The organism is Streptomyces sp. NPDC058459 (assembly GCF_042721685.1).
Classification (GTDB): Bacteria; Actinomycetota; Actinomycetes; order Streptomycetales; family Streptomycetaceae; genus Streptomyces.
In genome coordinates this window covers 16,362-28,130 of sequence record NZ_JBHXLV010000072.1, presented here as the reverse complement: position 1 = coordinate 28,130, position 11,769 = coordinate 16,362, and the positions used below count along the sequence as shown (strand labels likewise).

The 11,769-nt window shown below is 73.1% G+C and carries 12 protein-coding genes, 3 pseudogenes and 1 riboswitch; of the genes and pseudogenes, 7 read left to right on the top strand and 8 right to left on the bottom strand.

Translation table 11 applies throughout. The annotated features are described in order from the left end of the window. Positions 1–61: 61 nt before the first annotated feature. The 6 genes and pseudogenes from ACFWN1_RS16055 to ACFWN1_RS16030 form a co-directional block, all read right to left on the bottom strand. Positions 62–1,657 (bottom strand): alpha/beta hydrolase, encoded by a 1,596-nt coding sequence (locus ACFWN1_RS16055; protein ID WP_384362112.1) that lies wholly within the window; start codon positions 1,655–1,657, stop codon positions 62–64. Between the two features lie 112 nt (positions 1,658–1,769). After that, positions 1,770–2,548: pseudogene (locus ACFWN1_RS16050) on the bottom strand (urease accessory protein UreD). Beyond that, positions 2,545–2,669, bottom strand: a pseudogene (locus ACFWN1_RS16045) (urease accessory protein UreG); the annotation flags it as partial. The pseudogenes ACFWN1_RS16045 and ACFWN1_RS16050, both read right to left, overlap by 4 nt. A 263-nt stretch (positions 2,670–2,932) precedes the next feature. Further along, on the bottom strand, positions 2,933–3,238 hold the full coding sequence (locus ACFWN1_RS16040; RefSeq protein ID WP_384362109.1) for an urease subunit beta: 306 nt from the start codon (positions 3,236–3,238) through the stop codon (positions 2,933–2,935). Between the two features lie 10 nt (positions 3,239–3,248). Next, on the bottom strand, positions 3,249–3,551 hold the full coding sequence (locus ACFWN1_RS16035; RefSeq protein WP_384362106.1) for an urease subunit gamma: 303 nt from the start codon (positions 3,549–3,551) through the stop codon (positions 3,249–3,251). Between the two features lie 190 nt (positions 3,552–3,741). Beyond that, positions 3,742–4,023: a type II toxin-antitoxin system Phd/YefM family antitoxin gene (locus ACFWN1_RS16030; RefSeq protein ID WP_384362103.1), complete on the bottom strand. Its 282-nt coding sequence runs from the start codon at positions 4,021–4,023 to the stop codon at positions 3,742–3,744. 86 nt (positions 4,024–4,109) lie between these two features. On the opposite strand from ACFWN1_RS16030, the gene ACFWN1_RS16025 reads away from it, so the two are divergent. The 3 genes from ACFWN1_RS16025 to ACFWN1_RS16015 all read left to right on the top strand — a co-directional run bounded on the left by ACFWN1_RS16025 (position 4,110) and on the right by ACFWN1_RS16015 (position 6,084). Then, positions 4,110–4,736, top strand: coding sequence for an ATP-dependent Clp protease proteolytic subunit (locus tag ACFWN1_RS16025; protein ID WP_384362100.1), 627 nt, complete (start codon positions 4,110–4,112; stop codon positions 4,734–4,736). Positions 4,737–4,743: 7 nt separating this feature from the next. Continuing rightward, positions 4,744–5,052 carry a hypothetical protein gene (locus ACFWN1_RS16020; RefSeq protein WP_384362097.1) on the top strand — a complete coding sequence of 103 codons (309 nt, stop codon included), beginning with the start codon at positions 4,744–4,746 and terminating at the stop codon, positions 5,050–5,052. Between the two features lie 409 nt (positions 5,053–5,461). Continuing rightward, a riboswitch (cyclic di-AMP (ydaO/yuaA leader) is annotated at positions 5,462–5,608 on the top strand. Between the two features lie 2 nt (positions 5,609–5,610). Then, positions 5,611–6,084 (top strand): C40 family peptidase, encoded by a 474-nt coding sequence (locus ACFWN1_RS16015; protein ID WP_384362094.1) that lies wholly within the window; start codon positions 5,611–5,613, stop codon positions 6,082–6,084. A gap of 97 nt (positions 6,085–6,181) precedes the next feature. Here the strand turns inward: ACFWN1_RS16015 and ACFWN1_RS16010 are convergent, their stop codons facing one another. Together ACFWN1_RS16010 and ACFWN1_RS16005 are read right to left on the bottom strand one after the other, a co-directional pair. Further along, entirely contained in the window at positions 6,182–6,652 is a 471-nt protein-coding gene (locus tag ACFWN1_RS16010; RefSeq protein WP_384362091.1) for an ATP-binding protein, read from the bottom strand. Between the two features lie 222 nt (positions 6,653–6,874). Then, positions 6,875–8,005 carry an 8-amino-7-oxononanoate synthase gene (locus tag ACFWN1_RS16005; RefSeq protein ID WP_384362088.1) on the bottom strand — a complete coding sequence of 377 codons (1,131 nt, stop codon included), beginning with the start codon at positions 8,003–8,005 and terminating at the stop codon, positions 6,875–6,877. 180 nt (positions 8,006–8,185) lie between these two features. On the opposite strand from ACFWN1_RS16005, the gene bioB reads away from it, so the two are divergent. From bioB to ACFWN1_RS15985, 4 genes and pseudogenes are all read left to right on the top strand, one after another. After that, complete coding sequence (gene bioB, locus ACFWN1_RS16000) at positions 8,186–9,403, top strand: biotin synthase BioB (RefSeq protein ID WP_384362085.1); 1,218 nt, start codon at positions 8,186–8,188, stop codon at positions 9,401–9,403. After that, positions 9,396–10,673 (top strand): adenosylmethionine--8-amino-7-oxononanoate transaminase, encoded by a 1,278-nt coding sequence (locus tag ACFWN1_RS15995; RefSeq protein WP_384362082.1) that lies wholly within the window; start codon positions 9,396–9,398, stop codon positions 10,671–10,673. The genes bioB and ACFWN1_RS15995 overlap by 8 nt, the downstream gene beginning before the upstream one ends. A gap of 1 nt (position 10,674) precedes the next feature. Continuing rightward, entirely contained in the window at positions 10,675–11,394 is a 720-nt protein-coding gene (bioD, locus tag ACFWN1_RS15990; RefSeq protein ID WP_384362079.1) for a dethiobiotin synthase, read from the top strand. A 76-nt stretch (positions 11,395–11,470) separates the two neighbouring features. Continuing rightward, positions 11,471–11,680: pseudogene (locus ACFWN1_RS15985) on the top strand (ABC transporter ATP-binding protein); the annotation flags it as partial. Between the last annotated feature and the right edge of the window lie 89 nt (positions 11,681–11,769).

Sequence of the window (11,769 nt, the reverse complement as noted above, 5' to 3'; positions counted from 1 at the left end):
AGGCCGGAAGGGGCGGCCGGAGATCTCCGGCCGCCCCTTCCTTGTTGCCTGCTCCGAGCCGTTACGGCTTGGGCGTGGCGTGCGGTGCGCAGCTGACGTCGGAGCTGTCCAGCTCGCCGGTCAGCAGGTAGGCGTCGACCCGCTCATTGATGCACGGGTTGACCAGGCCGGTCACGCCGTGGGAGCCGGCGCCCTCCTCCGTGATCAGACGCGAGCCCTTGAAACGCTTGTGCAGCGAGACGGCGCCCTGGTAGGGAGTGGCCGCGTCCCGCGTGGACTGCACGATCAGGACGGGCGGCAGACCCTTGTGGGTGCCGACCTCGACCGGGTTCAGCTGCTTGGCGGGCCAGGTGGCACACGGCAGGTTCATCCAGGCGTTGGCCCAGGTCATGAACGGGTAGTCCTTGTGGAGCCGGGTGTTGTCCCGGTCCCACTTCCGCCAGCTCGTGGGCCACTTGGCGTCGGCGCACTCGACGGCGGTGTAGACCGCGTTGCCGTTCTCCGCGGAGATGTTGCCCGCGGTGTCCGACAGGTCGGGCGCGGCGGCGTCCACGAGCGCCTGGGTGTCACCGGCGACGTACTTGCTGAACGCTGTGGCGACCGGCACCCACGAGGAGTCGTAGTACGGGGCGTTCTGGAAGAAGGAGATCAGCTCGGCCGGGCCGACGACCCCGCCGAGCGGGCTCTTCGCGGCGGCGGCGCGCAGCTTGAGCCACTGCTCCTGCACCTCGGCACGGGTGGTGCCGAGGTGGAAGGCGGCGTCGTTGGCGGCGACCCAGTACTGCCAGTCCTTCCAGCGGCGCTCGAAGGCGACGTCCTGGTTCAGGTTGGCCTCGTACCAGATGTTCTCCCGCGCGGGGTCGACGACGCTGTCCACGATCATCCGGCGGACGTGGCCCGGGAAGAGCGTGCCGTAGACGGCGCCGAGGTAGGTGCCGTAGGAGACGCCCAGGAAGTTGAGCTTCTTCTCGCCGAGCGCGGCCCGGATGACGTCCAGGTCGCGTGCGGTGTTCGGCGTGGTCAGGTGCGGCAGCATCGCGCCGCTGCGCTCGGCGCAGCCCTCGGCGTACTCGCGGGCCAGCTTGCGCTGGGCGCGCTTGTCGGCCTCGTTCGCGGGCACCGGGTCGGCCTTGGGCGCCTTGACGTACTCCTGCGGGTCGACGCAGGAGATGGGCGTGGAGTGACCCACGCCGCGCGGGTCGAAGCCCACGAAGTCGTACGCCTTGGCGGTCTTGGTCCACAGCGCGTTCTTGGTGGTGACCCGGCGCGGGAAGCGCAGGCCGGAGCCACCGGGGCCGCCGGGGTTGTAGATGAGGGCGCCCTGGCGCTCCTCCTTGGTGCCGGTGTTGCCGATGTGGTCGACGGCGAGCTTGATCTGCTTGCCGTTCGGCTTGGCGTAGTCCAGCGGCACGGTGACCCAGCCGCACTGGATGGGCTTGTCCAGCCCCCAGTCGGCGGGGCAGTCCTGCCAGTCGATGCCCGCCTTGGCGGCGCGGGCGGCGGCCGTGGCGGCGCCGCGGGCCTCGCGGTCCTGGCCGTGACGGCTGTCGGCGCTGGCCGCGGGCGCGGACACCGCGCCAGCTATGAGCGTGGCGGTGACGAGCGCTCCGGCCGAACTGAGCGCCAGCAGACGGCTCTTCGGCTTGTTCTCCCTCAAGGGGCCCCCTTCGTGACTTCACTACGGGTGGTCAGGCGGGGAATCCTCGCGGCTGTGAGCCGTCTGAGAACAGGGTTCGCGCTTCATCTTTATCAATCCGATAAACGGATGGTCAGTTCCGATCGGCGGTCAGGAGGGCCATCGCCTCTTCCGGGCGGCGGCGCAGAGCGAGCGCGTCGGGTGGCACGGCGCTGACGAGGACCGCCGGACCGGCGAGCGGCATCAGGGCGGTGCCCTCCCCGAGCATCCGGGACGCTGCCGGGTTTCCACACAACTCCGGCGATATGAGCAGGAGTTGTCCGACCGACCGGTGTCCCCCCAGCACGGCGGGGCCGTCCCAGCCGCCCGGGGCTCCGGGGCTCCGGGGCCGCAGCTCAGCTCCTGGTCGAGCAGTGTGGCGCCCGCGAGGCGGACGGTGAGCCTGCTGGTGAGCCGGCCCGGCTCTTCCCCGGCCCGCCCGAGCACCTGCTCTTCGCGCACCAACAGCGTTGCTCCGGGCGCGAGTTCGCCCCGTGTGGTGAGGTGCAGGTCGCTGCCCCGGGCCGAGATGAGCTGCTCGGGCAGCCAGTGCAGCTCACCTCCGGTGGCCACGTCGAGCCGTACGTCGTAGCGGGCCTCGCCCCCGGTCTGGCCGGGCAGCGCCAGGGTGGCGGCGGCCGAGCCCAGGTGCAGCCGGGCGCCCTCGCACACCCGGGCGTCGACCGAGAAGCGGTCCCCGCCGAGCGGTCCGCTCATCGCGCCGACCGGCAGGACGCGGGCCTCGGTGCCGTGGGCGCGGGTGCGGCGCGGGGCCAGCGGGCCGTCGCCGTCCAGCACCGGCAGCGCGGTGCCGCCCCGGCCGTCGGCGCGGGCCTCGATCCGGGCGTGAGCGCGGACGCCGGCCGCGGTCACGCCGTCCACGCGGCGAGCCGCTCGCGGACCCACCCGGCCACCTCGCCGACACCGTCCTCGACGCGCAACGTCTGGAGGACACCGGAAGTTCGGCCCGCTGTGCCTTGGCGTCGGCGGCCAGGGCGTGCCCTCCGGCGGGGAAGCGGCCGTCGGCCAGGACGAGCAGCGCGGCTCGGGACATCAGCGGCCTCAGAACAGGAAGTAACGCTGGGCCATGGGCGGTTCGGCCGCCGGCACCGCCTCGACCAGCTCGCCGTCGATGCGCACGGCGAAGCTGTCCGGGTCGATCCGTACGTCCGGCATGGCGTCGTTCTCGCGCAGGTCGGCCTCGGTGACCGCGCCGCCAGTGGGCCGAACAGGTCGGCGTAGGCGGCGCGGGAGAGCTCAGGCATCGAGGGCACCTCCGGTCTCGCCGCGCAGACCCGGCACGATCAGGGCGCCGCCGAGCGGGACGAGTTCGACCTCGACAGGGATGCCGGGCTCGAAGCGGACGGCCGTACCGGCGGCGATGTCCAGCCGTCGGCCGTGCGCGGCGGCCCGGTCGAGGCCGGGGTCGGCCTCGGCGAAGTGGTAGTGGGAGCCGACCTGGACGGGCCGGTCGGCGGCGTTGAGCACGGTGAGCCGGGTGGCCTGCCGGCCTTCGTTGTAGCGGACCGGGCCGTCCGCGAACAGCACCTCTCCGGGAATCATCGCGCGCCCCTCAGACGATCGGCTCGTGGACGGTGACGAGCTTGGTGCCGTCCGGGAAGGTGGCCTCCACCTGGACGTCGTGGATCATCTCGGGGATGCCGTCCATCACGTCGTCCCGGGTGAGCACGCCGCGGCCGGAGGACATCAGCGCGGCGACGGTCCGGCCGTCGCGGGCGCCCTCCAGGATGTGCGCCGTGATGAGCGCGACCGCCTCCGGGTGATTGAGCCTCCCGCCGCGCGCCCGGCGCCGCTCGGCGACATCGGCCGCCACATGGATCAGCAGTCGCTCTTGCTCGTGCGGGGTCAGTCGCACGTCCCACCTCACAGTCCTCGCTCCGGACCGTGGGGGCCCGGTCGCCGCAGACACGGCTGGGGCGGCTCCTGAAGAAAACCCCTGGTGGCGTGGGAGCGAAGGCCAGTTCGCCGGCGTTTCGGCGACGTAAACCGGAGGGTGTTCGGCGCGCCCTGCCCGTCCCCGGGTTCCGGGACGGGCAAGGCACCCGTCACCGGGTGCCGGGACGCCGGTGCTCGGCGGCGATACCGAAGCGCTGCCGCTCCCGCGGCGGGGAGGCGGCGGCCTCGCGCACGCCGGAGACGGAGCTGACCACCTGCTCGTCCTGCTCCGCGTCGAGCGCCTCGAGCCGCTCCAGATCGGCCGCCGAGACCAGCGCGACGAGCGGCTTGCCGTGCCGGGTCACCACGACCCGCTCAGCGCCGTACACCACGCGGTTGATCAGGTCGGCCAGCTCGGCCCTGGCTTGCGTCACCGGAATCTCGTAGGCCATGACGCCATTCTAACGTGACGTACATCCTGTACATTTTTTACGGAAGCGGGGCCGTCAATGGTCCCGCCGCTCAGGAGGGGTGTGCCATGACCCGACCGAACGCCCGATATGTCCTGCCCGAGTTCAGCGAGCGTGACGGAGGCGTCCACCGCACGCTCGACCCGTACTCCAAGCTGTTCGAACACCGGATCGTGTTCCTGGGCACGCCGCTGGACGACACGGCGGCCACGGACGTGATCGCCCAGCTCATGCAACTCGAACACACCGCCCCGGAGCGGGACATCACGCTGTACCTGAACTGCCCCGGCGGCGACTTCCACGCCATGACGGCGGTGTACGACACGATGCGGTACATCGGCTGCGACGTGGAGACGTACTGCCTGGGCCAGGCCGTCTCGGTGGCCGCCGTGCTGCTCGCGGCCGGGGCGCCCGGCAAGCGGTTCGTGCTGCCGGGCTCGCGGGTGGTGTTGCGCCAGCCGGAGCTGACCGAGCCCGCCCAGGGGCAGCCCAGCGATCTGGAGATCACGGCGGCCGAGCTGGTCCGGGCGCGCGGGCTGATGGAGGAGCTGTTCGTCCGGCACACCGGCCGGGACGCCGCCACCGTCCACGCCGACCTGGAGCGCGAACGGGTGCTGGACGCCGCCGGCGCCCTGGAGCACGGCCTGGCCGACGGGATCGTGCGCGACCGCGAGCACCTGCCCGGCGCCCGGTGAGCGGGCCGTGCTGCCGGAGGAGCTGCCGCCGCTGCCCGCGCTGACCCGGGCCGAGGGCGAGCTGATCGACCGTTACCTGGAGGCGGCCGACCTGCTGGGCCGGATCAACCCGGCCCGGCACGGGGACACGTACCGGGCGCTGAGGGCGGCGCAGGCGCTGGTGCGTACGGCAACCGCGCTCCGTGACGCGCTCGCGCTGATGCACGGGCGGGGCGAGACGGAGCTGTACGGGCGCACGCTCGCACACGCGCTGCGGGTGCTGGACGGGGAGCGCCGGGCCGCGCGCGTAGCGCTCCCGCCCGATGCCGGCGGCTGACCCGGACGCCGCCTCCGGCCGGACAGCGCCCCGCGTGTCGTCCGCCGTGCCGAAACGGGCCGAACGCGCTACCGCCGACCGGTGTATCTCCGGGCCCGTTTCCAGGCCCGCCGAGTTGCGCCCGGCGCGCCCGGCGGGCCGCCGCGCGACCGTCGAAGCCCAGGTCCGGGGCTGTGGGGCGGAACTGACGACGGTTCGGACACACCTCTGTCCACCCGAACAGGTGAGTGGTGAGTAACGCCACAAACTCCCGATTCTGTTGGGATTTTCGGACATGAGTGGGCCAAGATCCCTGTCTGACGACAAGCCCCCGCCACACCGGCGGGGCGCATCCGGGCGGACGCCGAGTCCTGCCGCCGCCCGGATGACCGGTCGACAGAAGTGCATCGGCAGGAGTGGAGGACCCGAGCAAGACGGGTCGCCGGGACGGACGTCCGCGAGACGCGGGCGATCGTGCCGAGTGACCCTTGGGGTGAAGCCGTGGTGACACGGCCGGGCAACTTCGCCAGCCCGAATCCGACAGGTCATCCTTCACAGGCGGCTGACGAAGGGTTGCGCATGACCGCGCTCAATCGTGTCCCGTCGCTGATGGTCCGGGCCGGTACGGCCTCGGCCCTCACCCTGGCCGCCGTCGGCGGCTCGGTCGTGGTGCCGGGACTGGCCGGTGACGCGTCCGCCGCGACCACCGCGACGAAGGCACTCAAGGTGGCGGCGTCCAAGAAGGGCGCCCCCTACCGCTACGGGGCCTCCGGGCCGGGCAGGTTCGACTGCTCGGGCCTGACGCTGTACTCGTTCAAGCAGGCAGGCAAGAAGCTGCCGCGCACGGCCGCCCAGCAGTACAACAAGACGCACCACATCTCCTCGGGCCACCGCAAGGCCGGTGACCTGGTCTTCTTCCACTCGGGGTCCAGCGTCTACCACGTCGGCATCTACGCCGGAAAGGGCAGGATCTGGCACGCGCCGAAGACTGGGGACGTGGTGCGGCTCCAGAAGATCTGGACCAAGAGCGTCTGGTACGGCCGGGTCAACTGACCCACGGGAACGCGGCGGGAGCGGCTCCGCGCGGTCGTACACGCGCTCCGGGCCGCCTCCCGGCATCCCGCCGTGGCCCCGGCGCCGCTACGGGCGCTCAGCGGGCCGGTGACGGCTCCGGGCGGACCGGGGTGGCCAGCGGCCGGCTCGGCACGCGCCAGGGCAGCTCGACGAACACGGTCTTCCCACCCTCGCGGGTCGGCCGGACCCGGAGCTTGCCGCCGCACTGGACGGTGAGACATCGGATGATGGCCATGCCGCGCCCGTTGTCCTGGGCGACCGCCGCCGGAAGCCTCTTGGGCAGCCTCGGATGGCTGTCCGTCACCCCGATGAGCAGCAGCTCGTCCCTGGCCAGCACGATGTCCACGGTGAAGGTGGGCGACTGGCCCAGGGTGTGCTGGACGGCGTTGGTGGCCAGCTCGGAGACGATGAGGCGTACGGTGTCGGCCACCTCGTCGTCCGAGGGCAGCCCCCAGCCGGCCAGGGTGCCCACGGCATAGGACCGGGCCGTGGAGACCGAGGCGGGATCGCTCGGCAGAGTGACGGATGCTTCCAGATGGTCTGCCATGGCGAAGTCGTCCCTTTCCCACGGGCGGCCCGCCGACCTCCCACGCGTCGCGCGACGACGCGGGGCTGAGGGTTCGGGCACGGTCCCGCTCCGGTGCCTGCACGTCAGCCTGCCATCACGGGACCGGTCCGGGGAACCAACCCCCCAGATACGCGGACATCTGTCGCTCAACGGGGTGAACTCTGCGACGTGCGCCCGTATTTGGCGGGGTTTTTCCGGACCTCAGCTGGGCCGAACGGCTGAGATGACCCGAACGGACCGTTCGATGTCCGCCTGTGACAGGTCCGCGCGGGCGGTCAGCCGGAGCCGGGAGACGCCGTCCGGCACGGACGGCGGGCGGAAGCAGCCCACCGCCAGCCCCCCGGCGCGGCAGTCGGCGGCCCAGCGCACGGCGGCGTCGGCGGACGGCGCCTTGACGGAGACCACGGCCGCGTCCGGACGTACCGCCTCGAGACCCTCGGCGGTCAGCCGGGCGTGCAGTCGGGCGGCGACCGCGCGGGCGTGCGCCGGGCGCTGGGGTTCGCGCCGGAGCAGGCGCAGCGCGGCGAGCGCGGCCCCCGCGGCGGCGGGGGCGAGGCCGGTGTCGAAGATGAACGTCCGCGCGGTGTTGACCAGGTGGCCGATCACCCGCGCCGGGCCCAGCACCACCCCGCCCTGGCTGCCCAGCGACTTGGACAGCGTCGCCGTGGCCACCACGTCGGCCGCGCCCGCGAGCCCGGCCGCGTGCGCCGCGCCCCGGCCGCCCTCCCCCAGGACGCCGAGGCCGTGTGCGTCGTCCACGACCAGGCCGGCCCCGTGCTCCCGGCAGGCTTCGGCGAGTCGGCGCACGGGGGCGGCGTCGCCGTCGACGGAGAACACCGTGTCGGAGACGGCGATCGCCTCGCCCCGGTGGCCGGCCAGCGCCTTGGCCACGGCCTCCGGGTCGGCGTGCCCGACGACCTGGGTGGTGCCGCGCGCCAGGCGGCAGCCGTCGATCAGGGAGGCGTGGTTGCCCGCGTCGGAGACGATCAGGGAACCGTACGGGCCGAGCGCGGTGACGGCGGCCAGGTTGGCGGCGTAGCCGGAGGACAGGACGAGGGCCGCCTCGAAGCCGCAGAACTCGGCGAGTTCCGCCTCCAGCCCGGCGTGCAGTTCGGTGGTGCCGGTGACCAGGCGTGAGCCGGTGGCGCCGCCGCCCCAGGTCCGGGCCGCCTCCGCCGCGCCCTCAACGACCTCGGGGTGGCGGGCCAGGCCCAGATAGTCATTGCTCGCCAGGTCCAGCAGGGGCGAGTCGGCGGGACGGGGGCGCAGGGTCCGCAGGAGTCCGGCGCGGCGGCGCGCCTCGGCCTGCTCGTCGATCCAGCCGAACGCCATGGCTCCTCCGGGGTCTCGCTCTGTGGACGCTTGTGCAGACAACAGGCTTTTGTAGACAACAGACAGACACTAGCGGCGCGGAGAGCCGCCCATGATGTGGCAATACCCACACGGTGATCCTCGGCCGTTGTGTGAAGTCTCCTTGGCCCGAAGCGGTCGGGTAGGACAGGATCAAGCCTCATGGACCTGCTCAACACGCTGGTGGACAAGGGACTGCGGCGCGAGACGCCGACGCGCGAGGAAGCGCTCGCCGTGCTCGCCACCTCCGACGACGACCTGCTCGATGTGGTGGCCGCGGCCGGCAAGGTGCGGCGGCACTGGTTCGGCCGCAGGGTGAAACTCAACTATCTGGTCAACCTCAAGTCGGGGCTGTGCCCGGAGGACTGCTCCTACTGCTCCCAGCGGCTGGGCTCCACGGCCGGCATCCTCAAGTACACCTGGCTGAAGCCCGGCCAGGCGTCCGAGGCGGCGGCCGCCGGGCTCGCCGGGGGCGCCAAGCGGGTGTGCCTGGTGGCGTCCGGGCGCGGGCCGACGGACCGGGACGTGGACCGGGTCTCCGACACCATCAAGGCCATCAAGGAACAGAACGAGGGCGTCGAGGTGTGCGCCTGCCTGGGCCTGCTCTCGGACGGCCAGGCGGAACGGCTGCGCGCGGCGGGCGCGGACGCCTACAACCACAACCTCAACACCTCCGAGGCGACCTACGGCGACATCACCACCACCCACACCTACGCCGACCGGGTGGACACCGTGCACAAGGCGCACGCGGCCGGACTCTCCGCCTGCTCGGGGCTGATCGCGGGCATGGGTGAGCGGGACGAGGATCTGGTGGACGTGGTGTTCGCGCTGCGCGAGCTGGACCCGGACTCCGTTCCGGTGAACTTCCTGATCCCGTTCGAGGGCACCCCGCTGGCCAAGGAGTGGAACCTCACCCCGCAGCGCTGTCTGCGCGTCCTGGCGATGGTCCGCTTCGTCTGCCCTGACGTGGAGGTCCGGATCGCGGGCGGCCGCGAGGTGCACCTGCGCACGCTCCAGCCCCTCGCGCTGCACCTGGCCAACTCGATCTTCCTCGGGGACTACCTGACCAGCGAGGGCCAGGCGGGCAAGGCCGACCTGGAGATGATCGCGGACGCCGGGTTCGAGGTGGAGGGCGCCGGCGAGGTGACGCTGCCGGCGCACCGGGCGGCGGCCGGAGGCGGCTGCGGGTCGCACGCGGCGGCGGGCGGCTGCGGGTCGGACGCGGAGGCGGCCGGGTGCGGGTCGCACGCAGGAGGTGGCGTCTGCGGTACGGCCGGCGTGCCGGCGGCGGCCGACGCGCCCGTGTCCGCCGAGCCGCGCACCGACCTGGTCGCCGTGCGCCGCCGAGGTGCCGGGACGGACCTCGCGCCCAATGCCTGACCTGGGTACGGCCGGCCTGCTGGAGCTGGACCGGCGGCATGTGTGGCATCCGTACGGTCCGATGCCGGGCCGGAGCGAACCGCTCGTCGTGGAGTCGGCGAGCGGGGTCCGGCTGCGGCTGGCGGACGGCGCGGAGCTGGTCGACGGGATGTCGTCCTGGTGGTCGGCGATCCACGGCTACCGGCACCCGGTGCTGGACGAGGCCGCCCGCGAGCAGTTGGGGCGGATGAGCCATGTGATGTTCGGCGGGCTCACCCATGAGCCCGCCGTACGCCTGGCGAAGCTCCTTGTCGACATGTCGCCCGAGGGGCTGGAGCATGTCTTCCTCGCGGACTCCGGGTCGGTGTCCGTCGAGGTGGCCGTCAAGATGTGCCTCCAGTACTGGCGTTCGCTGGGCCGCCCCGGCAAGCGGCGCCTGCTGACCTGGCGCGGCGGCTACCACGGCGACACCTGGCACCCCATGTCGGTGTGCGACCCTGAGGGCGGTATGCACGGGCTCTGGTCCGGCGCGCTGCCCCGCCAGGTCTTCGCGGACGCGCCGCCCGCCGCCTACGAGGAGGCGTACGCGGAGCATCTCCGGTCGGCGATCGGGCGGCACGCGGACGAACTGGCCGCCGTGATCGTGGAGCCGGTGGTGCAGGGCGCGGGCGGGATGCGGTTCCACTCCCCCGCGTATCTGCGGGTGCTGCGCGAGGCGTGCGACGCGCATGACGTGCTGCTGGTGTTCGACGAGATCGCCACCGGGTTCGGGCGCACGGGCGCGCTGTTCGCGGCGGAGCACGCGGGCCTCTCACCCGATGTGATGTGCGTGGGCAAGGCGCTGACCGGCGGTTATCTGACGCTGGCGGCGACCCTGTGCACCGCGCGGGTGGCCGACGGCATCTCGCGCGGCGCGGTGCCGGTGCTCGCGCACGGGCCGACCTTCATGGGCAACCCGCTGGCCGCCCACGTGGCGTGCGCCTCCGTGGAGCTGCTGCTCGGTCAGGACTGGCGGGGCGAGGTCAAGCGGCTCGAGACCGGCCTGCGGGAAGGTCTTGCCGGGGCTTCGGAGCTGCCCGGCGTCCGGGACGTACGTGTCCTGGGCGCCATCGGGGTGGTCCAGCTCGATCACGAGGTGGACATGGCGGCCGCGACGCGGGCCGCCGTGCGGGAGGGCGTGTGGCTGCGCCCCTTCCGCGACCTGGTCTACACGATGCCGCCGTACGTCACGGACGACGCTGACGTGGCACGGATCGCGCGCGCGGTGTGCGCCGCCGCGCGGGAGGGATGACATGCCGGTACTGGTGATCACGGGCACGGGCACGGAGATCGGCAAGACGGTGGTGACGGCCGCCGTGGCGGCCGCCGCCCTCGCGGCCGGCCGCTCAGTGGCCGTGCTGAAGCCCGCGCAGACGGGCGTACGTCCGGACGAACGCGGCGACGCCGACGAGGTGGCCCGCCTGGCGGACCCGGTCACGGCCGCCGAACTGGCCCGCTACCCCGACCCGTTGGCCCCCGCCACGGCCGCCCGCCGCTCCGGCCTGCCCCCGGTACGCCCGCAGGACGTGGCCGAGGCCGCCGCCAAGCTGGCGACCGAGCACGACCTCGTCCTGATCGAGGGCGCGGGCGGCCTCCTGGTCCGCTTCGACCCGGAGGGCGGCACCCTGGCCGACGCGGCGGCGCTCCTGGCCGCCCCGGTCCTCCTGGTCGCCCCGGCGGGCCTGGGCACGCTGAACTCCACGGAGCTGACGGCACGCGAACTGAGGCGGCGCGAACTGGAGTTGCCCGGTGTGGTGATCGGCTCCTGGCCGACGGTCCCGGACCTGGCGACCCGCTGCAACGTGACCGACCTCCCGGAGGTGGCGGGCGTACCCCTGCTGGGCGCGATCCCGCAGGGCACGGGCGGCCTGCCCCCGGCGGAGTTCCGCGCACAGGCACCGGGCTGGCTGGCTCCCCGGCTGTGGGGGACGTGGGACGCGGACGCGTTCCGGGGGCGGGAGGGGGCGAGGTAGGCACCCACGGGTTCGGGTCACACCAGGGTCGGCCATGGCCGGGAAGCCGCGGTGTCGAGGCGACGGGGAGTGCATCTTGTTCACATCTGCTGCTGAGGTCATGCCGGGCGCGGTGCCGGGTGCCGGGACGGTGGCCAGGGCCCGCGGGCTGACCAAGGCGTACGGCACCGGCGAGACGGCCGTGATCGCGCTGGACTCGGTGGACGTGGGCATCGCGCGCGGCCGGTTCACCGCCGTGATGGGCCCCTCCGGCTCGGGCAAGTCCAACGTGCTGGCCGCCATCGCCCACGAGTGACCGGCTCCGGGCCGGCCGGGTGGCGGGTTTCCGTCCGGCGCGGCACGGTATAGATGGTCCGTACCGCGTGATCTGCAAGG